Raw genomic sequence first — 23,325 nt, 5'->3', positions numbered from 1 at the left:
GGAAGGCCTTTTTGCTATGGGCAGATTTTGTCCATTAAACCGCATGTTTGCACACAAAAGCTAACTCTTGCGATTGGGCTTTGTTGTTTCTAGCCGCTGCTGTGATTGATTTTTGTACCATCGATTTTGCTGTTTTCATTGTAATGTTTGCAGCTCGTTCTTTTTTATAGCTATACCAGCGGATTGTTGGTTGCTTAATGATCGATTCTGGTGGTGTACTTTTGGCCAAACGCTGGGGAGGGGGCGTGATTAGGGTTGTATCTCGCTTATAACTCGGTAGAGTAAGGGCATCTTGAGTTTGCCTTCCCTGCTCGGTGTTCGTTGGGATAAAGGTGTAACTTGGCCCGTTTTTATCAACCTTAAGCCAGTGGTATCGATATGGAACAAGTAAACAAATCTACTTTCAGTGATGTACTGGAATATGTGCGAATGTCCCGTCGTCAGAACAAACTCAAGCGTGAAATTACGGACAATGAGAAGAAGATCCGTGACAACCAGAAGCGTGTGCTGCTGCTTGACAACCTGAGCGATTACATCAAGCCAGGCATGAGTATTGATGATGTTCAGGCTATCATCGCCAACATGCGTACCGACTATGAAGAGCGGGTTGATGATCACATCATCAAGAATGCCGAGCTCTCCAAAGAGCGCAAAGAGCTGAGCACCAAGCTGAAGGGCATGAGCTCTCACAAATAAGCATTCAGCTTTCGCTTAAGAAACACCGGCCACTGGCCGGTGTTTTGTTATCAGCTCGGATCTCTGCCACTGCTGCAACAATCGGCTCCCCTTTTTAGAGTCGCCCTGTTACCATCACTACAAAGCGGTCAATAGTTTCAAGCCATTGACTTGAAAAGACTAAGCTTTAAACACAATAAATTGCGCAACCATGGTGGGGCTGATATGGGCGCATCAGAACAGACGGATTTGACACAAGTGGCATCTCAAGATTCATCTGTCCAGACCAAGGACGGGAACCCTAAACGCAAGCGTCGTTCTTGGTGGCGTTGGTTGTTTTGTTTTCTCTTTTTAGCGTGCCTGGGGGTGGTGATCTTCCTGGTGGGCTATGAGATGAAAACCTCAACGCTACAGTCTCAAGAGATATCCCGCTATGCCGCCAAACTGACCTATCAGGTCGAGCCAGGTCAGAGCAAGCAGATCGCTTTTCCCGGTGATGGCCCGTTCGACAAGCGGCTCGGCTATGTGCAACTGCCAATGATGCAGGAGCGTTTGCTGCAGCGGGGTTATGAGGTTAGCAGGCAGGTGCATTTCTCTGATGCCCTCTATGACTACGCTACTCGCGGTTTCTTTGTGCCTTATACCGAAAAGGTTCAGGCCGGACTGACGCTCCACGATTGCCGCGCGGAACCTTTCTACCAGTTCAAATACCCGACCCATCATTATCCTGACTTTGCCTCTATTCCGCCGCTGGTGATCCAGTCGTTGCTGTTTATCGAGAACCGGGAATTGCTGAGCAACGAGGAGCCGCTGGCCAACCCGGCTGTCGACTGGCCCCGGTTCGCCAAAGCAGCACTCTCTCAGGTCGGCAAGGCGCTGGATATGCAGGATCAATCTGCCGGTGGCAGTACCCTGGCAACCCAGGTGGAGAAGTATCGCCACTCGCCGGATGGTCTGACTCTGTCGCCAACCGAGAAGATCCGTCAGATGGCTTCTGCCAGTGTGCGGGCCTATCGTCTCGGGCCTGAAACGCTGGAGGCGCGCAAGCTGGTTGCCTGGGCCTACCTCAACTCAGTGCCGCTCTCGGCTGCGCCGGGATATGGTGAGGTGCATGGTCTGGGTGATGGTCTCTGGGTATGGTTTGGCGCCAATGTCGATGACGTGAACCGTCTGCTTGATCCCGCCCGTAACCAGAACGCGCCACTGGCCGAGCAGGGGCTTGCCCTGCGTCAGGTGGTCTCCCTGATGATTGCCCATCGTCGTCCCTCCTACTATCTGGCTCAGGGTCGCGCGTCCCTCGCAGACCTGACAGACAGCTACCTGCGCCTGTTTGTACAGGAGGGGATGATCACGCCGCCGTTGATGGAGGCCGCCCTCAAAGCCAAGATTAGCTTCCGTGATTTCTTGAAGTCCCCCGCTATCACCCGGGTGAACAATAACAAGGGGTTGCAGGTTGCCCGTACCCGCTTGAGCCGCCAACTCGGGGTGCAGCTCTATGATCTCGATCGGATGGATCTGACAGCAGATACCAGCCTCAACATGCCGTTGCAGAACGAAGTCTCTCGTTATCTGCAACAACTGGCCGACCCTGCGGTTGCAGCGCAAGTCGGGTTGTTTGGTGAGCGCTTGCTCTCCCCCGAGAAGACCGGTGATGTGCGCTATAGCTTCACGCTGTTCGAGAAGTCACCGGAAGGGTTCAAGGTGCGGGTGCAAACCGACAACACTGATCAGCCGTTCGATATCAACGAAGGATCGAAGCTGGAACTGGGCTCCACCGCCAAGTTACGGGTGCTGACCACCTATCTGGAGATTGTGGCTGAGCTGCACGATCACTATGCCAAGATGCCAGCGGAGAGCTTGCGCAAGCTGGCATCGGTCTCTCAGGATAATCTCAGTCGCTGGGCTATCTCCTATCTGATGAGTGCCAAAGACAAGAGCTTGCCGGTGATGCTTGAGGCGGCGCTGGATCGCACATATTCCGCCAGCCCTAATGAAGGCTTCTTTACCGGCGGTGGTATGCACACTTTCAACAACTTCCGCCGCGAGGATAACGGGCGTATTCCCGCCATCCGCGATGCGCTGCGCGAGTCCATCAACCTGCCATTTGTCCGGTTGATGCGCGATATCGTGCGTTACAGCCTCTATAAAGAGGGCAATCGCGCCCAGTTGCTCAAGGATGACAAGGATCCCCGTCGTCAGGAGTATCTGGCCAAATTTGCCGATAAAGAGGGGCAAACCTATCTGCTGCGCTTCTGGCGTAAATATCAAGGCAAGACCCCCGAGGAGCAGCTGGATACCTTCCTCGATGGTCTCAAGCCGAGCGCGGTGCGTCTGGCAGCGGTTCACCGCTACCTGATGCCGGAAGCTGACGAAGCGGCTTTTGCTGCCTTCCTGGCTGAACGGTTGCCGCGGGATAAGCTGAGCGCGAAACGGATCAATCAGCTCTATGTCAGCTATGGCCCGGGCAAGTATTCACTGCCGGATCAGGGCTACATTGCCCGGGTGCACCCGCTGGAGCTGTGGCTGCTGGCCTATCTCAAGGAGTTCGACAAGGCGACCTTTGCCGACGCGGTCGCGGCCAGCCGTGACGAGCGGCAAGAGGTCTACAGCTGGCTGTTCAAGACCCGTCATCGCAGCGCCCGAGACAGCCGGATCCGCACCATGCTGGAGGTTGAGGCCTTCCTCGACATTCACCAGCGTTGGGCCAAGCTGGGCTATCCGTTTGACCATCTGGTGCCATCACTGGCGACCGCCTTGGGCAGCTCAGGTGATCGCCCGGCTGCGTTGGCCGAGTTGATGGGGATTATCCAGAATGGCGGGATCCGCACGCCGACCCTGCGTATTGAGCACCTCTCGTTCGCCAAGGGGACGCCGTTCGAGACTGCGTTTGAGCCCTTGCATACCGAGGGAACCCGGGTGATGCCTGCAGAGGTTGCTGCCGCGCTGCGCAGTGCCCTCTCCAAGGTGGTGGAAGGGGGAACGGCCAGACGTATCGCCGGTGCTTTTGCATTGCCTGACGGCACTGTGCTGCAGATGGGGGGCAAGACAGGGACCGGTGATAACCGGATCGAGACGGTAGGTCGTTATGGCAATGTGACCAGTTCACTGGCGCGCAACCGCACCGCGACCTTTGTCTTTTTCATCGGTGAAGATCACTTCGGCACCCTGACCGCCTATGTGCCGGGCAGCCAGTCTGACAAGTTCCGCTTCACCTCGGCGCTGCCGGTGCAGGTGCTCAAGGGGATGGCTCCCTTGCTGATGCCATACCTGCAACCTGGCTCCCATACCCAGTGTCTGGCGAATCAGTGATACGAACGGATTACAGATAACATAACCAGGCAGATAACAAACGGGGAGGCTAATAGCCTCCCCGTTTTCTTTTCCTCATCGGGCGCAGCGGCGGCGCCCGATGGGATCAGACGTTCAGTACGAACTGCTCGATCAGCTGAGCGACGCCATCTTCATCATTGCGGGCGGTGATGTGCTGGGCCACTCCTTTGATCTCGTCAGTGGCATTGCCCATCGCAACCCCGAGACCTGCGTACTCGATCATGTGGCGGTCGTTGCCAGCATCCCCAACGGTGATCACCTGCTCAGGGGTCAGGCCAAGGTGCTCGGCCAGTGCCGCAACGCCGGTTCCCTTGTTGCTCTGCTTGTTCATGAACTCGAGGAAGAAGGGGGCGCTCTGTACCACGGTATAGCGCTCATAGAGCTCTGCTGGCAGTCGCTCGATAGCGCGGGAGAGCTGGGGCGGCTCGTCGATCATCATCACCTTCATGATCTGCTCGTCGGCAGCCAGGGTGGCGAAGTCGATCAGATTGATCGGCATGCCGATAAGGCGCGATTCATGTTCTGTGTAGGTGCTGACACGGGGACTGATCAGGCCACGGGTAACCGAGAAACCGTGAATGTTCACTTCCAGCTCGGCGGCCAGTTTGGCGATGGCGCTGGCGTCACTGCCACTCAGCAGCTGGCTGCGGATGATGCGCTGATCGGCCACCTGTTGCACCAGGGCGCCGTTGTAGCAGATGACGTAGTCATGCTCGGTGGTGAGGCCGAGCTCTTCCAGATAGCGGCTCATCCCTTCCAGCGGGCGGCCGGAGGCCAGCACCACGGTTACCCCTTTGGCGCGCGCGGCGCTGATGGCGGCGCGGGTGCGGGGAGTAATCTGGCCCTGCGGGTTGAGCAGGGTGCCATCCATATCCAATGCGATCAGCTTGTACATCTCTCACTACCTGAGTCTGGGTGGCCCGCCCGGTGGGGCCAAGGAAGTGGCGAGTGTAGCGAAAATCGGCGGCGGGATCACGAACGGTTCAGCGGTGGATCTGCGCCGGTTGACCTATTTGTGCGCCTCATAAGGGTTCATCAGCAGTTGATCTTCGCGGATGCAGAAGTGGATCGGGCCGTGTTCGATATCGACCCGGTTGTGGTGGTGAGCCATCTCCACCTCGATCCCCGGGAAGAGGTGCTGGGTAGCGATGATGTCCATTTCGGCCATCAGTTTTTGCAACTCTTCATGGTTGGCGGCCAGTTGTTCCTCCAGCTGGCGTAGCTCGAGTTGATGGCGTTCACGAATGGGCTTCAGTTTGCGCAGGGTATCCGGGTTGCGCTTGTCGCTGGGCAGTTGCACCAGCCGCATCACCAGTTCTTTGAGCTTCTCCAGCTGCTCCTGACACGCCTGTTGCTGCTGCTTGAGTTGATGTTCCTGCTCCTTGTGGGTGAAGTAACCACCGAGGATCTGCAGCTTGGTCTGATTACCGGCGGAGGCCCCCAGCACCGGCGAGATGATGAGACGATTGGCAATGCTGGTGCCCCCCAGCAGGTTGCCTTTACGCATCCCGCCGTCACCCACCTTGATATCCTGTCCACTGCGGCTGTAACAGTGGCTGAGCTGGCTCTGGATCTGGATATCGCCTCCTGCCTCCAGCTGGGCATACTGGGCGTAGCTGGCGTGGATCTCTCCTTGGGCATTGAGTTGGCAGAGGTACTCCCCCTGCTCGTTGCGCCTGCCTATGATGCCGTGGCGCACCGTGATGGTGCCCCCCGCCTCGATCCAGCCCCCTTCGATAAAGCCGCCGATGACGATGTCGCCGCTGACCGAGATCTTCATGCCCGGATTGACATCGTCATTGACGATCAAGCCCCCTTCAAAGGTGATATGGCCATGGCGTGCATCAACCCGTTTGACGCTGAGCACCTCGTCTACCTTCATGCCGGACTTCTCCTGACAGGGCAGCCCAGCGCGGCTGGCAACCAGCAGATCGGGATCGTCAGGGGAGAAGCAAGTGCCATCCCCTGCACTCATCGGACTGTCTTTGCCGTTCTTGGCAGGCAGATCCTGACCAGTCACGGTAAAGCCGGGCACCCCGACCGTGGCCGGGTGACGGCGCATCAGCCGGGCGCCCGCCTTGACGGTGACGATGGAGCCGAGATCCCGCAGATCGACCCGGTCATGATCCAGCTCCCTGGGTTTGAGGATCCGCTCGGCAGGGGTCTCCACCAAGCGTTCATAGCGGGTGTCCTGACCATTGACGGCAGGCTGGCCGCGGGCGATGACCAGTTTGAGCTGACTGCCGGGGGTGGCCTCCTTGGCCGACTGGATGGCGGTGGTGAGCAGAGGCTCGCTCACTCCCTGCTTGATTTCACTGAGGGAGATAGCCTCCTTCAACTGTTCGATAGATAGATACTTGCCACCCCAGTCAGCGGTGATCTGGGCGCTGGCGCTCATCCGATCTTTTTCCACCACTATAGTGACTCTGGCATCTTGCCGTTTGGCGATGGGAACCGGGTTGGCGGGTACGGGGGCGGCTGGGTTGGTTAGCAGGGTATTGAGCAGGCTGATGGCCTGTTTGATCCCCTCTGGCAGTGGCTGATAACGGCGACAGTTGGAGGCGAGCAGCAGAGCCTGAATATCCTGTTCCGTGACCGGCTTGGTGAGACCGGCTGCAATCCGCAGGCAAACCAGGTCCATGTCGCTTGATAGCAGCAGCCACTCTTTGCTTAACACCGCATCTCCTTGCCGGGTGAAAGGAGGGGCGATGGTTTCGTCCCTCTACTGTCATTTAATCTCTCAATGATGGATAAAGCGAATCGCAGACTTTGAGAGTGGGCAGTATTCAGATATTTCTGCTGAATGGTCAATGGATTGAGGTCAAATCGGTGATGACGGCCGGATAAATGCGGGAGCTGTTCGGAAATGGTGGGAAATGGTGCGCCGGATCGCAAGGGAACGCGCTGGCCAGCGACATGGATATCGCTGGCAGGAGGGTCACTGTGGTTATCAGCCGCGCTGGGCCGTTCTGGTCAGGGTCAGGTAATCGCCGAGTACCGGCTCCCCCAGCAGATGGCGGCGCAACATGTCGAGCGCGGCAAAGGCGAGGATCTTGCGGCGGCTCTCCGGGTCGGGATGGCTGACCTTGACCGTCTGGCCTATCTGTTTACCATCGGCGCAGAGCAGCAGTGGCACACCTTCTACCCCCTCCCGTCCTATGGTCAGCAGCAGGCCCGTATCGGCAGTCGGCAGCTGCGCCAGCTCATCGGCGAGGTGCGCGCTGAAGCGGGCCTCCAGCCGGGGATAGCCGTGACAAAGCGCCAGTAGCGCGCCGCCACTCTCCCCCTCCAGCAGAGCCAGTGGCCTGCCTTGCAGCAGCGCGAGGATCTGCTGCGCCGGTTCTGTATCCCCGCTGCCGACTAGCCAGGGGCGGATCGTGTTCAGCAGCCGGCTTTCGGCGCTTTCCATGTCAGCGGCGCTGGCGCCGTGACCGATCAGCTTCAGCTCGATAAGGGGCATGGAGGAGCGGTAACCCAGCTCGATGCCGGTGGGCCAGGGGGCGGCATCCAGCAGGTCGGAGAGCGCTGATTCCGAGACACCGAAGGTGTAAAAGCGGCGCAACTCGGTGTCGATCTGTGCCCCGGCTAGCTGTTTGAGGCGCGGCAAGATCTGCTCGCGCACCATCTGCTTGAACTCGAACGGCACGCCCGGGGTGAAGAAGAGCTGGCTCTGGCCACTTTGCACCACAAAGCCGCAGGCGGTGCCCACCGGGTTGTCGAGGATCTCGCACCCCTGCGGCAACCAGGCCTGTTTGGCGTTGCTTTGTGCCATGGGGCGGCCACGGCTGGCGTAGCGGGCCGTGATGGTGGCGAGCCAGTCGGGGAAGAGGGTGAGCGGTTGCTCGAAGGCTTCGGCTGCGGCCTGAGCGGTGAGGTCGTCGGCGGTGGGGCCGAGCCCGCCGCACACCAGCACCACCTCGGCGCGGCTGGCACTCTCTTGCAGCACCGTTTTCAGGTCGGCGAGGTTGTCCCCCACCGTCAGACGGCGGCGCACCTGCCACCCCTGTTCCAGCAGCAGGGCGCTGAGCCAGGCCGCGTTGGTATCTACCACCAGCCCCGTCACTATTTCGTCTCCGGTACTGATGATCTCGATACGCATGGCGGGCTCCTTGGGTTAAACGGGTGACAACGGTTGGCCTCGGGCCAGGGCAATCAGGATTTGGCTTGCTCGAAGTAGTAGCTGATCCGGGTGCGTGGATTGAGGTACTCGAACACAGCAGGTGGCAGCCGTTTGGGGTGGATCACCTTGGCAATCGACAGTTCAACCTGTTGCAGGTCAATGATGGCGGCCTCCTGACGGGGGATGCGTGGATCGTAGACCAGCACCGAAGGGTAGAGCAGGCGGGAGGCGTTGACCGACATCACCAGCCCCACCTGGCCGTTGGATAATTGCACCACGCTGCCGGGGGGGTAGATCCCCATCAACCGGATCAGCATGCTGAGGTACTCCGGATTGAACTGGGCCTTGCGCTGCTTGTAGAGGCCGCTCAGGGCCGAGTAGGGCACCTTGGCCTGCATGTGGCAGAGGTTATCGTACTCGTTGATCAGCGATACCATCTGGGTCAGCGGATCGAGTTGCCCCCCCTTGAGCCCTTCCGGGCCGCTGCCATCCAGATATTCGTGGTGATGCAGCACGATCCCCTTCGCCTCGGCCGGGAAATCCTTGGCCAGATTGAGCAGGTCGAGGCCGTAGCGCGGGTGCTGGGCCATCAGGTTCTGTTCCGGCTTGGTGAGGGGCTCGGTTTTGCGCAGGATCTGGCTCGGGATCTTCAGCTTGCCGATGTCGTGGAACAGCGCCCCCATGCCAATCTGGCGGATCTGGTCGGCCGACATGCCGCACTCCTTGGCCAGCAGCATGCAGAGCACGCTGACATTGAGGGAGTGGAAGTAGAGGTTGTTGTTATCATCGCTGTCGGAGACCAGATGAAGCACCATCTCATCCACGGCGAGCAGTTGCTCGGTCATGGCGTTGATCAGCTCCTGCGCCTCGCCAATGGCGTTGAGGGGGCGGGACTGGAGCTTGCTCATCACGCTGCGCACCTGCGCCAGCGACTGCTGGAACTGCTTCTCGCACTGCTGCAAGTCGCGACGATATTGCTGCAGTTGCTCGATGCGGCGATCTTTCTCCTGCTGCATCTGCGCCTGGCGTTGCGCAGTATCTGACGTTTCGGCCGGTTGCGGTTGCACCTGGCTGAGAGGCTTGGGGGGCGCATCGCTCTTGTCGGGAATGATGGTGACCAGTTTCAGGCCGAGACGGCGGATCAGTTCGATCTCTTCTTCACTTTTGATCTTGAAGCTGGAAAACAGGAACGGGTGTTCGCGCCACCCCAGTGGCAGGGATACAAAGTTGCCGACTTGTAGTCGATCTACGGAAATCTTGATACCAGTCATTATCTTGGAAGCAGGAGGCACACTGAGCCGTATGCTAGTCAAAGGCGAGGATGAATACAAAAGGTATCTGATGACAGGCTGGGGGCTTTATTATAGGCTTCTGGATGTCCAGACACTTTTACCGATGCAGTACAGGGAGTAAGCATGCCGATCAAAATCCCGGATCAGTTACCCGCCGCCGAAGTGCTGGGGCAGGAGAACATCTTCGTGATGACGGAATCCCGGGCCGTCACCCAGAACATCCGCCCGCTGCGGGTGTTGATCCTCAACCTGATGCCAAAGAAGATTGAGACCGAGATCCAGCTGATGCGGATGCTCTCCAACTCGCCATTGCAGGTGGATGTGGATCTGCTGCGCATCGACGATCGGGAGTCGAAGAATACGCCGCAGGCGCACCTCGAGAACTTCTATCACGACTTCGAGCAGGTGCGTGGCAATAACTACGACGGCATGATCATCACAGGGGCGCCGCTCGGGCTGGTGGAGTTCGAAGAGGTGGTCTACTGGCCGCGCATCGTCGAGATCATCGAGTGGTCCCATCAGCATGTCACCTCCACCCTGTTCCTCTGCTGGGCGGTGCAGGCGGCACTCAAGGCGCTCTATGGCATGGAGAAGCAGACCCACGGCGAGAAGCTCTCCGGGGTTTACCGCCATCATCGTCTCGACGAGCACGAGCCGCTGCTGCGCGGTTTTGATGACGAGTTTGTCGCCCCGCACTCCCGCTATGCGGCGTTCGATGGCGATCTGATCCGCGCCCATACCGACCTGCAGATTTTTGCCGAGTCAGCAGAGGCGGGAGTCTATCTGGCGGCGACCAAGGATTGTCGTCAGGTGTTCGTCACCGGTCATCCTGAATACGACACCCTGACCCTGGACGGGGAGTATCAGCGGGATCTGGCGGCAGGGCTCGACCCGGCCATTCCGGTCAACTACTACCCGAATAACGATCCGGGCAACACCCCGCGCGCCAGCTGGCGCAGCCATGGTCACCTGCTGTTTGCCAACTGGCTCAACTACTACGTCTATCAGCTCACCAGTTATCGGGTGGAGGATATCGGCAAGGTCTTTACCTACGGTCAGGGCGGCAAGTAGTCAGCCGCCCTGCTCCAGCCGCTTGGCCAGCTGGTCGAGCCACTGGCGGTGCGCGGCCAGGTTGAACGCTTTGGGTCTGTGGGCTTTGATGGCGGCCATGGCGTCTGTTTGTGGCTGGCCCAGAGTCATCAGCAGCGCGGCGGCGACCAGGCCGGTGCGGCCACTGCCCCCTTTGCAGTGGATGACCAGATGCTTGCCATCCCCAAGCAGCTCGCGCATTGCAGGCAGTGCTTGCTGCCAGGTCAGATCAAAGGCGCTATCGGGGGCCTGGTCATCCTCGATGGGTAGATGGAACCAGCGCATCCCTTCGCGCTCGACCTGCTGACCGAGTTGATCCAGTTCGAGTCGGGCCAACTCGGCAGTCGTCATCAAGGTCACCACGCCGTGGGCACCGGCAAACCTCAGTTGATCGAGCGCCAGGGTCAACGGCACCTGCTGGGTGCCGGGGCAGGGGGTCAGCAGCAGTTGGCCATCGACACGGGGGACTTCCTGGCTCCAGAAGGGATGAGACGAGTACATAAAAGTCCTTATGAGGCAGGTAGGGGCAAGACGAAACGGGCCAGGCCCGGATGCTGAGTGTGACAAAGGATAGGGCGCGTGGTCGCGATGTCAATCTGCGTTGTGTTCGGTCCGGTTTACGGGCAGAGTTTAAAAAAATTGTGTGGTTCAAGGAGTTAAGATGAGAAATCTGGATCAACTGGACCTGGATATCCTGGCCCATCTGTTTCGCGATGCGGGCATGACCAACAAGGATCTGGCCGCGCTGGTGGGGGTTGCTCCCTCCACCTGTCTGGAGCGGGTACGCAAACTGCAGCAGGACGGGGTGCTCAAGGGCGCGCACTGCGAAGTGGACTATCAGGCCCTCGGCGGCCACATTCAGGCCATGGTCTCCCTGCAGCTGGCCCGCCATAGTCGCCAGATCATCGATGCCTTCCGCGATGCCATTCTGGCGCTGCCCGAAGTGATCAGCCTGTTCCACATGGGGGGCAAGGATGATTTTCTGGTGCACCTGTGTGTCTCCGACACCGAGCATCTGCGTAACTTCGTGTTCGACCACTTCACCTCCCGCGAGGAGGTGGTACACCTCGAAACCTCACTGGTATTCGAACACAGATTCAGCCGTTCGCTACCCTGTTTTACCCAGCCATAACGGCGGGCGAGTCGCTCGGTTGAGCAGATAGAACAAACCGCCAGCTGGCGGTTTTTTCTATTCAACATGTTACCTTTTTGGCCTCATTGCTATCCGAAAGGGGACGCTTATTTGGCGACAGTACGCTCATCCTTTGCGGTCTGATAGAGCCCCTGCTGATAGGCCATGCTGCCCCAGAGCACCAGACCAAGCGCATCCTCTTTCATCGCGTCAGGTTGTGCGGCAGAGGTCAACTTTTCACTGGTCTGGTTATAGACAAATCCTTCCGCAGGTCGCTCTGGTTGCAGGATCACCACATCCTTACCGCGCATCAGGGCGAAGTTTTTGTCGTACTGCATGAGGGCGCGTCCCGGCCAGTCGGCGGGCATGCGGGTCAGATCCTTGCCCAGCATGGGGTGGTCGGCACTGATCCCCATCAGGGAGAGCAGGGTCGGTGCCATGTCGATCTGGCTGACGATGCGCGGATCCTTCTTCGGCGCTATGCCGTCACCGACGATGACCCCCGGAATATGGAAGCGGGGGATGGGCACCAGACTGGAGCCGCCGACCCGGCTGTCGTGATCGGCGATCACCAGGAACAGGGTGTCCTTCCAGTATTCGGACTGTTTCGCCTTCTTGAAGAACTCGCCGATGGCGTAATCCGCATACTTGGCCGCGTTGTTACGGGTCTGCTTGGGCTGCTCGAAGAGCTCGATGCGATTGTCCGGGAATTCGAACGGATCGTGGTTGCTGGAGCTGAACACCAGACTGAAGAAGGGTTTGCCCTCCTTGTGCAGCGCCTTGAAGGTCTCGTCGGCTTTGGCCATCAGATCTTCATCGGAAGCGCCCCATGAGCCCTTGCACACCGGATTGTCGAAATCCTTCTGCTCGACGATGGTGGTGAAGCCGTTGCCGAGGAAGAAGCTGCGCATGTTGTCGAAGTGGCTCTCGCCGCCGTAGATAAAGCTGGTGTCATAACCTCGCTGTTTGAGCAGATCGGCGATGGTGAAGAAGTTGGTCTGGCTCTTGCCGAGTTTGACCACTGCCTGCGCCGGGGTCGGCGTAAAGCCGGTCAGCACCGCCTCGATACCGCGCACCGAGCGGGTGCCGGTGGCGTAGAGCTGCTCGAAGGCCCAACCCTGTTGTGACAGGGCATCGATGTTGGGGGTGAGCGGCAGGCCGCCGAGGGAACCGACAAATTGGGCACCCAGGCTCTCTTGCAGCAAGATCACCAGATTCTTTGGTTTGCCCTGAAAGCTCGCTTGGTTGAAGGTCTGGCTGGGCAGCAGATCCGAGCTGAAATCACTGGCCGGACGGCCACTCTCCTGGCGCATGATCTCGAGCACTTTCTGCTCGGACATCTTGCCGTAAAACTGGCTGGCATCCTCTTCGGCACCCATCTGTTTGATGGCAAAGAAGAGGGAGTAGGCAGAGTTGACAGTGAGTGAGTTGATCAGCGGATCATCGGCAAAGGCGACCATGGCCGGGTTCAGGGCGCGATGGCCGAGACTGGATCGAGCGCCGAGAAAACCGATGGCCAGAATAAGCAGGGCAAACGCTGGACGCAGATACCAGCGGGGGAAGCTAAGGCCGCGCACCAGACGGCCACTCAGCCACCAGCCACCGGCCAGTACGGCGCCACTGAAGAGCGCCGCCAGCAACAGCTCGCCCTTGCGGCCCGCCCACAACATGGAGAGCACCTCCTTCGGATAGATGAGGTACTCCACATAGAGGCGATTGGGACGCACGCCATATTCGGTGACAAACGAGGGGGTGGAGATCTCGAGGAACAGCATCAGCCAGAGTCCGACGGTCAGCCACACTCGCATCAGTTGCAGCCAGCCCCGGCCGATGGCGTGGGGGCCTGCCAGCAGCAGGGTGAACATGGCGGGGACACCCCAAACCCAGCAGAGGGTGGCAAAATCGACCCGGATCCCTTGCAGCAGCATCTCCTGCCAACCGGCAACGGCATCCACCCGTTCCAGTTGCCAGAGGCCGAGGGCAATTCGACTGAAGGTGAGAGAGAGCAGGGCGAGCACACAGAAGATAGCGAAAGGCCAAAATGGGCCCAGTCGCTGTTTTAGGTTTGTCATGAATATTCCTGATAGAGCCTGTAAACGTCTGTCCACAGACGTTTTTTTATTTGTTGTGACCTTATGACAGGCAGATGGGGAGAAGGTTGCACTCTAGCTTGCCAAAAGGGGCAATTAACATATCGCCTATCAAAAGGTGTGATGGCGCGCAGCTAATGATTACAGAATAATCTGCTGGGTGAAATGTGAGCCGTGGCGTGTATGGATAGGGCTGCGGGTGTTTATAATTATCGCGAATTATCCCAATCGGAGCCGAGAGGATGCCGGTCTTTATCGATGTGGAGTATGTGCAGGGATGGCGTCTGTTTGTGGTGTTATCGGACGGTATCACAGGGGTGCTGGATCTGAACCCCTGGCGTGGTCAGGCGCTGTTTGCAAAACTGGAGAGTGAGCGCCAGTGCGCCCGGGTCTTCATCAACCGTCACCACCAATTGGAGTGGCCCGTCGGCTGTACCTTGTCAGCCCACGAGATTTATCACCTGATCTCCCCCATCGATGAACGGGAAGCCTTCAGTTAATCCCCACTTTTTGTGAGCAAACGCCAGATTCCTGTTGCTGGAATGTTTGCCCGTTTGCCTTTCTGAATCAACTTGGGTAAAACCTGCGCAACATTTTGCCAACCTGCCTTCAATTTACCTGACAGAGGCTTGCCGCTTTCGTGCCGCAGGCCTTTTTTGCGGCCTGATGGCAAACCTTTCCCCAGCTGAAAGGTTTGATTGGTTGAATGAAAAAAACAAAACAAACAAATACATAAGGAAAATGTATGGCTTGTCATATGCGCACACCCCTTGCCCTGCTGGTTGGCGGACTCGCCTGTCACGGCGCTGCCGGTCAGGAACAGGTTCAACAGCTGGATCCCATGGTGGTGGTGGCAACCCGCCCGGCCAGCACACTTGAAGTGACGCTGGATCCCAAGAAGCCCGGCTCACCCATGCCGGCGGCCGACGGCGCCGGTTATCTGAAGAATGTCACCGGCATGAGCATGGTGCGCAAAGGGGGGCTGGGTGGCGATCCCGTGCTGCGGGGGATGGGGATGTCCCGCCTCAACGTGCAGATGGATGGCGGCATGCTGGCTGGTGGCTGTGGCGGCCGGATGGACCCGCCCACGGCCTATGTGTTCCCCCAATCCTTTGACCGGATCCGGGTGCTGAAAGGGCCGCAATCCCTCGAGCAGGGGGCCACGCTGGCGGGCACCGTGCTGTTCGAGCGGGACAGACCCGAGTTCACCGCGCCGGGTCTCAAGGCCGATGCCTCTGCCCTCTACGGCAGCTTTGGCCGCGATGACCAGATGGTGGATATGACGGCGGGCTCGACCGACGGCTATCTGCGCGGTCAGTTCACCCACTCCGACAGCGATGATTACCGCGATGGTCACGGTAACGAGGTGCGCTCTTTCTATCGTCGCGAAAACGGCACCGCCCAGCTGGGCTGGACGCCGGGGGAACACACCTGGCTGGAACTCACCGCCGAGCGCAGCAATGCCCGCGCCGCCTATGCGGATCGCACCATGGATGGCCCCATGTTTGACCGCGAATCCTTCGGGCTGAAGCTCAAGCAGGAGCAGATCACCACTCACTGGCAGCGCAGCGAGCTGACCCTGTGGGACAACTACATCGACCACATCATGGACAACTTCAGCCTGCGGCAAAACAGCGGCATGAAGATGCTCTCCAACCCGGATCGCCTCAACACCGGCGGGCGCTGGGCCAACGACATCGCCTTACCAGCCGACTGGCTGCTGACCGCCGGATTCGACAGCAACCGGGATCAGCACCGTAGTCGGAGTGGGGTCGACTATGCCACCAAGGATCGCCAGCGCACTCTGCGTTTCGAGCAGCAGGGCGGCTTCGCCGAGCTGGGTCGTCAGCAGGGGGGCCACAGCTACAAGGGCGGTTACCGGCAGGATCGGGTAGAGACCACCCGCTATGGCGCCGGTGAACAGACCCTCTACAGCGATACCCTGAACCTGAACAGCGGGTTTGGCCGCTACGAGTATCAGTGGTCGCCCCGCTGGTCCAGCTATCTGGCGTGGGGGCAGGCTGAGCGGGCGCCGGACTACTGGGAGCGCAGCAAGGACAGCACCCCGTTCACCCTCAACCCGGAGCGCAGCCGTCAGTGGGATGCTGGTTTGGCCCTGCGCAGCCGCGAGCTGGATCTGACCCTCTCCCTCTTTAGCGCCGACATCAAGGAATTCCTGCTCTACAACAGCAAGTCGAACAAGGTGCGCAACATCGATGCCCAGACCCGGGGCGGCGAGCTGGAGGGGCGTTGGCAGTTTGCCGAGCAGTGGCGTCTCGATGGCGGTCTGGCGGTGGTGTATGGGGAAAACCGAAGCGACAACAAGCCGCTGGCCCAGATGCCGCCGCTCGATGGCAAGCTGGCGTTGGGCTGGCAGCCGGACGAGGCGCTGAGCTTCACCCTGCTGGGGCGCGCCGTGGCGGCGCAGGAGCGGGTGGACGTCGGTTCCGGCACGGTGGCCGGTCAGGATCAGGGGGAGACCCCGGGCTTCTTCACCCTGAACCTGAGCGGCGCCTGGCAGTTTGCCAAGGGGTGGCAGCTCTCGGCCGGGGTGGACAACCTGTTCGACACCTTCTACTACGAGCACCTCTCCAAGTCGGTACACAGCAGTCAGGCGGGCCTTGGCTATGAGCAGAGTGGCCGTATCCCCGAGCCGGGTCGCTCATACTGGCTCTCGGTCAACTACCGCTTCGCTTCCGACGGCGTGCTCTGAGCAAGATGAGCGGGTAACGTTTTCAGTCACAGACCCCTCTGCGAGCGCTCGCTATCATGGCGAAAAGCAGGTGCATTCAGACACTTGTGCTCACAGCGGGAACATAACAATGAAACAGGGAACGTTGCGCTATGGCGGCCTGCTCGGGGCCGCCCTGTTACTGGCTGCCTGCGGTGGCAGCAGCAGTTCTTCCGGTGGTGAAGTCATCCCACCGGCTCCCAACCGTACCGATCTGGTCAGCAACCGTGCCTGCTATGGCGATGATCAGCCCGCCTGCAACCTGCGCATCTATCAGGTGATGGTGGAATCCTTTGTCGATGGTGACGGCAGCGCCAACTACGGCGTCGGCTATGGCCCCTCCCGCCACAATGGCGATCTGCAGGGGATCATCGACAGCCTCGACCATATCAAGAGTCTCAACCTCAACGCCATCTGGCTCACCCCGGTGTTCGACTCCTGTGCGGGGCAAGGCGGCGACAACAAGCTCGATGCCACCGGCTACTTCGCCTGCGACTTTTTCACCGTGGACCCCAACTTCGGCAGCAATGCCAAGCTCAAGCAGCTGGTGGATGCGGCCCACCAGCGTGGCCTCTACGTTTTCCTCGACGGTGTGTTTGGCCACGTCAACAAGGTGGGGGTGAGCAAGCCCTCGCCAGAGGGGCGTCTGCCCGCTCTCACCGGCGGCGGTGCCGATTATCCCGGTCAGCTGGTGGATTACAGCAAGCCGGAGAGCCTCGCCTACTTCAAAGAGGTGGCCCGTTACTGGGTCGAGCAGTATGGCATCGACGGCTGGCGCCTCGATCAGGCCTATCAGCTCAATCTGGACGAGTGGCGTGGTATTCGCAGCGAAGTGGAACGGGCCAGTGCGACGCGCAAGGCCGCCGGTCAGCAGTGGGGCACCCTCGGCTACATGGTGGGGGAAGTGTGGAAGGGGGCTGACGATATTCGCGCAGAGGCTTACGGCAGCAGCGACAACCCGGCGCTCGCCTCGGCGTTCGACTTCCCGCTGCGCTACGGCATCGTACAGGCGCTGGCGGTGGAGGAGTCCGGCAAGGGCGGACAGGGAGCCAGCATGCTCGATGCCAGCTGGAACAAGGTGGAGAACTACCCGAATCACGCCATGCCCAACCTGATGCTGGGCAACCACGATCTGGTGCGTTTTGGCGATCTGCTGGAGCGCGGCCACTTCAATCCGGCGGAGTACTGGCAGCGCCACAAGGCGGCCTTCAGCTTCCTCGCTGCCCGCTCCGGCCCCATCACCCTCTACTATGGCGAGGAGTTTGGCGACGAGGTGCCGGGCTTTGCCGCCAAGGTCGGCGGCGACTGTGTGGCACAGGGGCTGTGCGACGATCACGTGGCTCGCAGTGACGGCAAGGTGCCCGCTGTCACCGGCTTTGTGCCGGGCGGCGAACAGGCAGAACTCAAGCAGTGGCTCAGCCAGCTGCTGGCCCTGCGTGCTGCCCACCCCGCCCTCTATCAGGGGGAGCGAGTCAAGCTGGTGGCCGACGGCAGCCTCTATGGCGACATCAAGCAGACGGCGGGGGAGCAAGTTGTCTACCTGCTCAACCTCTCCACCACGGCGCTCAGCTACAACCTGCCAGCGGGCAAGTTGCGCAGCGGCAGTGCGCTGGTGGATCTGCAAAGCGGCGAGAGTCTGGCCATCGGCGGCAGCAGCGTGACGGTGGAGCTTCCCCCCTTGAGCGGGCGTTTCCTGCGTCTGCAATAAGTCAGCGGCAACAAGCAGTGATACGAGAGAGGGCCCCATCGCGGGGCCCTCTCTGTCATTGTGGACGACAAGGTCATGGCGGGTTATGCAGTTGTCTGACCCCGATTCTCCAGCCGCTGGCGGAAGGCGCGGGCCAGCCGTTCGTAGAGATCCTGCGCCTCCTTGTCTTCGATATCACCGCGGATCCAGGGATTGTCGACGATCTCCAGCAGCACGCAGTCACGGCCCTGCTGGCGCAAGTCCAGCCCGTAGAGGCCATTGCCGAGTTGGTGGACGGCGCGACGTGCTGTTTGCAGCACTCGCTCCGGCACCTCGTTCAGCGGCAGCGCTTCGATGCGGCTCATGTCTAGCGGGTGCTTGCGGCGGCGGATGCGGTTGCCGGGCTCGGGCCGGTAGCGGCGACAGGCAAACAGCGGCGAGCCGTCGAGAAAGCCGATGCGCCAGTCAAACTCGGCGGGGATCCGGCTCTGCACCAGCAGCAGGGCGGATCGGCTGAGCCCCTCGTCCAGCAGCCGGGCCAGCTGCTGCTCGTCACTGGCCAGGGCGAGATCGCGCCCCTGCGCGCCATCGGGCACTTTCACCATCAGCGGCAGGCCGAGTCGCTGCACCAGTTCATCGACATGGTGGCGGCCGCGACGGGTCACCACCATGGTCGGCGGCATGGGCACGCCGCTGCGTACCATCAGCTCGTAGAGATAGAGTTTGTTGCTACAGGCGAGGATGGCGCGGGAGCTGTCGATCACCGGCATCTTCAGCTGTTCGGCGCGGCGGGCAAACTCGAAGGTGTAGTGGCCGACCGCGGTTTCGGCACGTAGCCAGAGGGTGTCAAACTCCGGCAGCCGCTCGATGGCGGAGGGGGGCAGGATCTCGGCCCGGATCCCCTGGGCGGCGGCAGCCCGGATAAACCGCTCCAGCGCCAAGCCATCGCTGCTAGCGCGACCATCATCGGGGTCTACCAGAATGGCAAGCTGGTAGAGCGGCGCCGCCTGCTCCTCGTCACCGGTGCCCACCAGTGCCTGAGCATGGTGCTGCATCAGTGCCTGTTCGCTTTGGCTCAGCTCCAGCGGTGACAGGCTCTGCTGCTGGCGCACCGACCAGCCGTGACGGCCGCGTTTCAGGGTCAGCTCCTGCAGCGGCAGCTGGCTCAGGCCGTAGTAGTAGCGGGCCAGCCCCGCCAGCTCGCTCTGTTCACACTGGCCGAAGATGGCGCGCACCCTGATCCGATCCTCGCTCTGCTGGGCCAGCCACCCCTGCGCCTTGCGCCATAGCTTGGCCGGTGGCTGCTGGGGTTGCAGTCGGCTGATGGCTTGCAGACCCGGCAGGCAGTGATGGCCACGAGCCTGGGCCAATAGCGAGCAGTAGTAGCCCGCGCTCAGGTGCTCCAGATTGCGGCAGAGGTTGATGATGCGGGGTCGGCCGCCGGTGGTCGGTACCCCATGTTGCAGGTAGGTGCGGGCGGTCAGCAGATAATCGGCATGGCAAGGCCAGTCGCCCAGCTCTTCGACGATGACGTAGGTACTCATATTTTCGGCTCCACAGATCAGACTGCCTGAACAGGCAGGATCCCCAGTGGGCTTCGATGCACCGACAAGCACGACAATGGCGCGAGGGGAAACAAGAGGTTACAGTGCCTCATATTCTGCTTTGGTCACTTGTGATACAAGTCGCATTTTTGGTGCTGAAGATAAATAACCGAACAAGGACTCCCTGTGTTGACCGTACGAGCGGCCCGAACCGATGATCTGGGCGCCATCGTTAATTTGGAACGCTACTGCTTTCCCCCTGAAGTCGCCTTTGGCCGCAGCCGCTGGCACTATCTGCTGACCCACGCCAAGGGACGTACCCTGCTGCTGCTGGATGAAAAAAATCTGTTGATGGGTTACCTCTGCCTGCTGGAACACAGAGGCTGGGATCGACTGGTCATTCAGGCGCTGGCGATCCGTTGGACGGTGCGCCGTCTGGGTTGGGCTCGTCGCCTGCTGGAGCAGGTGATCCGTGAGGGCAAGGCTGCCGGTTGGGGGGCGGTTCGCCTCGAAGTGGGGGATGCCAATGAAGAGGCGCTGGCACTCTATCAGGGGTTGGGATTTCGTCCCCAGCAGCGGCTGGCGAATTACTATGGCCGCGACCAGCATGCCCACCGGTTGGTGTTGCCGCTGGTGAGTGATGAGGAGATCCTGCTGCGGCGGCAGGCTCGCAAGCGGCTCTCGCAGGCGCGCTAGTTATGTTGAACGAGCAGAATCGAGGTGCAGGATGAGCTGCGACAACTGCCTTGCCACCGCCATCAGGGCCAAACTGGGGCGCTGCCCGGTCTGCGCTGGCCAGACTTTCGTCATCGGCCTGATCGGTTGGCTGGTCTGGTGGTGGTGTGGCGCCGACACTTCGGTCAACGCCCTCACCGGCCTGCTGTTCGCGCTGGGTGGCTCGGGCCTGTTGCTGCTCCATCTGGTGGTATTTGTCTGGCGCAAGGCGACCGGACGTGAATTGAGCGATGAATGAATCTGAATAGATTCAAACAGATAAATAACAATATCGGTGTAGATATGGAGGTTCAGATGATTGCAATGGTAACGGGCGCCTCGTCCGGTTTTGGTGAAGCCATCAGCCGCCAGCTGGTGCAGGCGGGCTACAAGGTGATCGGCACCGGTCGCCGCGCCGAGCGGCTGGCCGCGCTGGCTGACGAGCTGGGCGAGCAGTTCCTGCCGCTGGTGTTCGACGTGCAGGACAAGGCCGCCACTCGTGCCGCCATCGCCGGTCTGCCAGCCGCCTGGAGCGAGGTGGATTTGCTGGTCAACAACGCCGGTCTGGCGCTGGGGCTGGAGCCTGCCCACAAGGCGGATCTCGAGGATTGGGAGCAGATGATCGCCACCAACATCAGCGGTCTGACCCTGCTTACCCGCCTGCTGCTGCCGGGCATGGTGGTGCGCAATCGTGGTCACGTCGTCAACATCGGCTCCATCGCCGGCACCTATCCCTATCCGGGCGGCAACGTCTACGGCGCCACCAAGGCGTTCGTGAAGCAGTTCAGCCTCAACCTGCGCGCCGATCTGGCGGGCACAGCCATTCGCGTTACCAACGTGGAGCCGGGCCTGTGCGGCGGCACCGAGTTCTCCAACGTGCGCTTCCACGGTGACGACGCCAAGGCGGCCACTGTTTATCAGGGGGTGGAGGCGATCCAGCCGGACGATATCGCCAATACCGTGCTCTGGATCAGCCAGCAGCCAGCCCACGTTAACATCAACAGCATCGAGATCATGCCGGTGGCCCAGACCTTCGGCCCGCTCACTATCAGCCGCCGCTGATTGCAGATTTTGATGAAGCCAGCTTGATGAAATGAACAGAGGCACCCCGGGGTGCCTCTGTTCATGCTGTTCTATCAACCGAGCTGGTTACAGGCTCATGATCTTCTTGAACTCCTCCTTCCGAATACTTCTGCTCGCTGCTCTTGGTCAGATCTGTCATCAGCTTGTAGCGCAGCGCTTTGGCCATCTGATAGGTCTGCTCCAGCTGGCCGTAGGAGTAATCGGCGGCCAGCCCGAGCGCAGTGCTCTTGTCGCTGGCGCCAGCAGGCGGCGAAATGTGCCCAAACAGCGTGAGCCGGCAGCAGATGAGTCATGATTCTGACGCCTGTTTGCGTTGCATATCCGGTGAGAGCTGCCAGAGCGCGAGATCCCGCACCATCTGACAAGTTGGCCTGTAACTTGCTGGTTTAATTGATAATGGTGGGGCCTGACGCCCCATGTGACCGGATCAGCCAGTGCGTATTGCCACAGATGCGCAGCGAATTGGAGCCCCCATGGATATCAAACCCTACAGCCAGCAGCTTGCCCAGAGCTCGTCCAACAACCGTGCCCTCGCCACCCTCAACAGTGCCGGTGGCGGCCAGGGTGGTGGTTGGGAGGAGATGGTCAGCCTCTCCACCCAGCGCATGACCGGTCAGGCCCAGCAGGTGCTGACCTACGAACATCTGGCCAAGAACAATAAGCTGCCGCCAGCGCTGGATATGAGCTCCGACAAAGGGGGCGTGATGCAGCAGCTGGTGGACAAGGCGCTGGGCTTCGATCGCAAGCAGTTCAACGAGATAGAGGACAAGCTCAAGACGATCGCCGACAACAAGCAGCTGACCGCCGAAGAGCGGGCGGAGCAGAACAAGCCGCTCAACGAGCAGCGAGAGAAGATGCTCAAAGAGGCGATGGATCGCCTGACCGGCAAGAAGTAGGGGTAGCGATGTGCCGGATTGGCCGGCAAGCCGGGGCGAAGAGGCAAGATCTTGCCCTGAATGGTGGCTCGGGGAGTGAACGGTCTGGGTAAGGAAGGCGGGAGACAATATTGCCTCCCGCTTGATATGGTGGCCGCGCATGTGGCCGCGAGTCGGGCGTCATTACGCTTGCATGGCAGTTTGAGCAGCCCGGTCGGGACTATTCGCTAGCGACGATGCCGATCCCGATGGCTTTGGTCTGAACCGCCTTGAGCTGGTCGCCCTCTGCAATCAGGTTAAACTGCTCCGGGTTGTTGATCTTGATGGTCAGGGTCTCATCCACCCCTCTGACGGTGACCGTCTGCTGTTGTTTGTTCAGTCCGATGACATCGGCATAGATGGTCACCTTCATGCCGACACCGCCACCCGGTTTCTCATCTGCCCCGGCCCGTTCGCCATCCACTTCCACGATCCGTTTTCTGATGCCTGCGGTGCCTTTCAGCAGCTCTACATCGAGTATCTGCAGATACTTGAGCATGACCTTGTCCCCGACCTTGACGTTCGGCAGGTTGGCAACCTGCTCGCCAGCGACGATATCGAAGGTTTCACCCTCTGCGTTTTTCAGACTGACCTGGCGGGTCTCCAGGTCGATGGCGGTCACGGTGGCACTCGCCGTGAGCTCTTGCGCCAGGCTGGCTTGCCCAGGAGCGACGTCGACTCCTGCGATGACCTCGGCGGCTTGTACCAGAGTGGTCGAGAGGGTAAACAGACCAGCAATCCATGCATGCTTCAGTTTCATATTTCAGACCTTCCTGTATGACGAGGGATTGGATGAAAACTGACGGGGGTAGCAGGATGGGAAAGTGATGGGGAGTCTGATCACCTAGGTGCTACCCGCCCTCCTGACAGACCATAGCAGAGCCATACCTGAAAATGCCTCTGCAACGCCCGGCAATCTCCATT

The 23,325-nt window shown here is 60.1% G+C and carries 20 protein-coding genes and 1 pseudogene; 11 read left to right on the top strand and 10 right to left on the bottom strand.

Annotated features, from left to right (window positions below):
* The first annotated feature begins 378 nt into the window (after nt 1–378).
* Both tmaR and BN1135_RS17245 read left to right on the top strand, forming a co-directional pair.
* Nucleotides 379–696, top strand: a complete 318-nt coding sequence (gene tmaR / locus BN1135_RS17250; protein ID WP_042023151.1) for a PTS system regulator TmaR — start codon at nt 379–381, stop codon at nt 694–696.
* 204 nt (nt 697–900) lie between these two features.
* The gene (locus BN1135_RS17245) at nt 901–3,984 is read left to right on the top strand and encodes a transglycosylase domain-containing protein (RefSeq protein ID WP_042023149.1); all 3,084 of its coding nucleotides are present in this window, start codon (nt 901–903) and stop codon (nt 3,982–3,984) included.
* Between the two features lie 106 nt (nt 3,985–4,090).
* Here the strand turns inward: BN1135_RS17245 and yidA are convergent, their stop codons facing one another.
* From yidA to BN1135_RS17225, 4 genes are all read right to left on the bottom strand, one after another.
* Nucleotides 4,091–4,900 (bottom strand): sugar-phosphatase, encoded by an 810-nt coding sequence (gene yidA, locus BN1135_RS17240; protein WP_042023148.1) that lies wholly within the window; start codon nt 4,898–4,900, stop codon nt 4,091–4,093.
* A 114-nt stretch (nt 4,901–5,014) separates the two neighbouring features.
* The gene (locus tag BN1135_RS17235; RefSeq protein ID WP_082186826.1) at nt 5,015–6,682 is read right to left on the bottom strand and encodes a DUF342 domain-containing protein; all 1,668 of its coding nucleotides are present in this window, start codon (nt 6,680–6,682) and stop codon (nt 5,015–5,017) included.
* 273 nt (nt 6,683–6,955) lie between these two features.
* Nucleotides 6,956–8,104 (bottom strand): CinA family nicotinamide mononucleotide deamidase-related protein, encoded by a 1,149-nt coding sequence (locus BN1135_RS17230; protein ID WP_042023145.1) that lies wholly within the window; start codon nt 8,102–8,104, stop codon nt 6,956–6,958.
* A 53-nt stretch (nt 8,105–8,157) separates the two neighbouring features.
* Complete coding sequence (locus tag BN1135_RS17225; protein ID WP_042023143.1) at nt 8,158–9,396, bottom strand: cyclic di-GMP phosphodiesterase; 1,239 nt, start codon at nt 9,394–9,396, stop codon at nt 8,158–8,160.
* Between the two features lie 144 nt (nt 9,397–9,540).
* Between BN1135_RS17225 and metA the strand changes: the two genes are divergently transcribed.
* Nucleotides 9,541–10,488: a homoserine O-acetyltransferase MetA gene (gene metA / locus BN1135_RS17220; RefSeq protein WP_042023141.1), complete on the top strand. Its 948-nt coding sequence runs from the start codon at nt 9,541–9,543 to the stop codon at nt 10,486–10,488.
* Here the strand turns inward: metA and BN1135_RS17215 are convergent, their stop codons facing one another.
* Nucleotides 10,489–11,007 carry a cyclin-dependent kinase inhibitor 3 family protein gene (locus BN1135_RS17215; protein ID WP_042023136.1) on the bottom strand — a complete coding sequence of 173 codons (519 nt, stop codon included), beginning with the start codon at nt 11,005–11,007 and terminating at the stop codon, nt 10,489–10,491. It abuts the gene before it with no gap.
* Nucleotides 11,008–11,167: 160 nt separating this feature from the next.
* On the opposite strand from BN1135_RS17215, the gene BN1135_RS17210 reads away from it, so the two are divergent.
* Nucleotides 11,168–11,638, top strand: a complete 471-nt coding sequence (locus tag BN1135_RS17210) for an Lrp/AsnC family transcriptional regulator (RefSeq protein ID WP_042023133.1) — start codon at nt 11,168–11,170, stop codon at nt 11,636–11,638.
* 107 nt (nt 11,639–11,745) lie between these two features.
* Here BN1135_RS17210 and BN1135_RS17205 read toward each other — a convergent pair whose 3' ends face one another.
* Nucleotides 11,746–13,710 carry an LTA synthase family protein gene (locus BN1135_RS17205; RefSeq protein WP_042023131.1) on the bottom strand — a complete coding sequence of 655 codons (1,965 nt, stop codon included), beginning with the start codon at nt 13,708–13,710 and terminating at the stop codon, nt 11,746–11,748.
* 260 nt (nt 13,711–13,970) lie between these two features.
* On the opposite strand from BN1135_RS17205, the gene BN1135_RS17200 reads away from it, so the two are divergent.
* Nucleotides 13,971–14,228, top strand: coding sequence for a DUF2442 domain-containing protein (locus BN1135_RS17200; RefSeq protein WP_042023128.1), 258 nt, complete (start codon nt 13,971–13,973; stop codon nt 14,226–14,228).
* On the opposite strand, the gene BN1135_RS22235 is transcribed toward BN1135_RS17200, so the two are convergent.
* Nucleotides 14,225–14,485 (bottom strand): hypothetical protein, encoded by a 261-nt coding sequence (locus BN1135_RS22235; protein ID WP_139245232.1) that lies wholly within the window; start codon nt 14,483–14,485, stop codon nt 14,225–14,227. The two genes, BN1135_RS17200 and BN1135_RS22235, sit on opposite strands and share 4 nt — an antisense overlap.
* Between BN1135_RS22235 and BN1135_RS17195 the strand changes: the two genes are divergently transcribed.
* On the top strand, nt 14,474–16,441 hold the full coding sequence (locus tag BN1135_RS17195) for a TonB-dependent copper receptor (protein WP_042023126.1): 1,968 nt from the start codon (nt 14,474–14,476) through the stop codon (nt 16,439–16,441). The genes BN1135_RS22235 and BN1135_RS17195 overlap by 12 nt on opposite strands.
* 109 nt (nt 16,442–16,550) lie before the next feature.
* On the top strand, nt 16,551–18,167 hold the full coding sequence (locus tag BN1135_RS17190) for an alpha-amylase family protein (RefSeq protein WP_042023125.1): 1,617 nt from the start codon (nt 16,551–16,553) through the stop codon (nt 18,165–18,167).
* Nucleotides 18,168–18,250: 83 nt separating this feature from the next.
* Here the strand turns inward: BN1135_RS17190 and BN1135_RS17185 are convergent, their stop codons facing one another.
* Nucleotides 18,251–19,690 (bottom strand): RimK family protein, encoded by a 1,440-nt coding sequence (locus BN1135_RS17185; RefSeq protein ID WP_042023124.1) that lies wholly within the window; start codon nt 19,688–19,690, stop codon nt 18,251–18,253.
* Between the two features lie 186 nt (nt 19,691–19,876).
* Between BN1135_RS17185 and BN1135_RS17180 the strand changes: the two genes are divergently transcribed.
* From BN1135_RS17180 to BN1135_RS17170, 3 genes are read left to right on the top strand one after another with little or no spacing between them, the layout of a single operon-like run.
* Complete coding sequence (locus tag BN1135_RS17180; protein WP_042023121.1) at nt 19,877–20,386, top strand: GNAT family N-acetyltransferase; 510 nt, start codon at nt 19,877–19,879, stop codon at nt 20,384–20,386.
* A gap of 31 nt (nt 20,387–20,417) precedes the next feature.
* Nucleotides 20,418–20,663: a DUF3624 domain-containing protein gene (locus BN1135_RS17175; RefSeq protein ID WP_005363187.1), complete on the top strand. Its 246-nt coding sequence runs from the start codon at nt 20,418–20,420 to the stop codon at nt 20,661–20,663.
* Between the two features lie 56 nt (nt 20,664–20,719).
* A complete protein-coding gene (locus BN1135_RS17170) occupies nt 20,720–21,466 on the top strand; it encodes an SDR family oxidoreductase (RefSeq protein ID WP_042023160.1) in 747 nt (248 codons plus the stop codon).
* 87 nt (nt 21,467–21,553) lie between these two features.
* Here BN1135_RS17170 and BN1135_RS22230 read toward each other — a convergent pair.
* Nucleotides 21,554–21,731 (bottom strand): annotated as a pseudogene (locus tag BN1135_RS22230) (C69 family dipeptidase); the annotation flags it as partial.
* 229 nt (nt 21,732–21,960) lie between these two features.
* On the opposite strand from BN1135_RS22230, the gene BN1135_RS17160 reads away from it, so the two are divergent.
* Nucleotides 21,961–22,383 (top strand): hypothetical protein, encoded by a 423-nt coding sequence (locus tag BN1135_RS17160; RefSeq protein WP_042023118.1) that lies wholly within the window; start codon nt 21,961–21,963, stop codon nt 22,381–22,383.
* A 199-nt stretch (nt 22,384–22,582) separates the two neighbouring features.
* Here the strand turns inward: BN1135_RS17160 and BN1135_RS17155 are convergent, their stop codons facing one another.
* Entirely contained in the window at nt 22,583–23,161 is a 579-nt protein-coding gene (locus BN1135_RS17155) for a hypothetical protein (RefSeq protein WP_042023117.1), read from the bottom strand.
* Nucleotides 23,162–23,325: the final 164 nt, after the last annotated feature.

The organism is Aeromonas sobria (assembly GCF_000820145.1).
Classification (GTDB): Bacteria; Pseudomonadota; Gammaproteobacteria; order Enterobacterales; family Aeromonadaceae; genus Aeromonas; species Aeromonas sobria.
Note: the sequence above shows the minus strand (reverse complement) of the source record. Positions and strands in the feature narration are given on the sequence as shown.

Coding starts and splice junctions, on each gene's coding strand:
- BN1135_RS22235 (WP_139245232.1), bottom strand. CDS start 14,485: ATGACAAGCCATACATTTTCCTTATGTATTTGTTTGTTTTGTTTTTTT.
- metA (WP_042023141.1), top strand. CDS start 9,541: ATGCCGATCAAAATCCCGGATCAGTTACCCGCCGCCGAAGTGCTGGGG.
- BN1135_RS17200 (WP_042023128.1), top strand. CDS start 13,971: ATGCCGGTCTTTATCGATGTGGAGTATGTGCAGGGATGGCGTCTGTTT.
- tmaR (WP_042023151.1), top strand. CDS start 379: ATGGAACAAGTAAACAAATCTACTTTCAGTGATGTACTGGAATATGTG.
- BN1135_RS17155 (WP_042023117.1), bottom strand. CDS start 23,161: ATGAAACTGAAGCATGCATGGATTGCTGGTCTGTTTACCCTCTCGACC.
- yidA (WP_042023148.1), bottom strand. CDS start 4,900: ATGTACAAGCTGATCGCATTGGATATGGATGGCACCCTGCTCAACCCG.
- BN1135_RS17160 (WP_042023118.1), top strand. CDS start 21,961: ATGGATATCAAACCCTACAGCCAGCAGCTTGCCCAGAGCTCGTCCAAC.
- BN1135_RS17170 (WP_042023160.1), top strand. CDS start 20,720: ATGATTGCAATGGTAACGGGCGCCTCGTCCGGTTTTGGTGAAGCCATC.
- BN1135_RS17195 (WP_042023126.1), top strand. CDS start 14,474: ATGGCTTGTCATATGCGCACACCCCTTGCCCTGCTGGTTGGCGGACTC.
- BN1135_RS17205 (WP_042023131.1), bottom strand. CDS start 13,710: ATGACAAACCTAAAACAGCGACTGGGCCCATTTTGGCCTTTCGCTATC.
- BN1135_RS17230 (WP_042023145.1), bottom strand. CDS start 8,104: ATGCGTATCGAGATCATCAGTACCGGAGACGAAATAGTGACGGGGCTG.
- BN1135_RS17245 (WP_042023149.1), top strand. CDS start 901: ATGGGCGCATCAGAACAGACGGATTTGACACAAGTGGCATCTCAAGAT.
- BN1135_RS17190 (WP_042023125.1), top strand. CDS start 16,551: ATGAAACAGGGAACGTTGCGCTATGGCGGCCTGCTCGGGGCCGCCCTG.
- BN1135_RS17185 (WP_042023124.1), bottom strand. CDS start 19,690: ATGAGTACCTACGTCATCGTCGAAGAGCTGGGCGACTGGCCTTGCCAT.
- BN1135_RS17175 (WP_005363187.1), top strand. CDS start 20,418: ATGAGCTGCGACAACTGCCTTGCCACCGCCATCAGGGCCAAACTGGGG.
- BN1135_RS17225 (WP_042023143.1), bottom strand. CDS start 9,396: ATGACTGGTATCAAGATTTCCGTAGATCGACTACAAGTCGGCAACTTT.
- BN1135_RS17210 (WP_042023133.1), top strand. CDS start 11,168: ATGAGAAATCTGGATCAACTGGACCTGGATATCCTGGCCCATCTGTTT.
- BN1135_RS17215 (WP_042023136.1), bottom strand. CDS start 11,007: ATGTACTCGTCTCATCCCTTCTGGAGCCAGGAAGTCCCCCGTGTCGAT.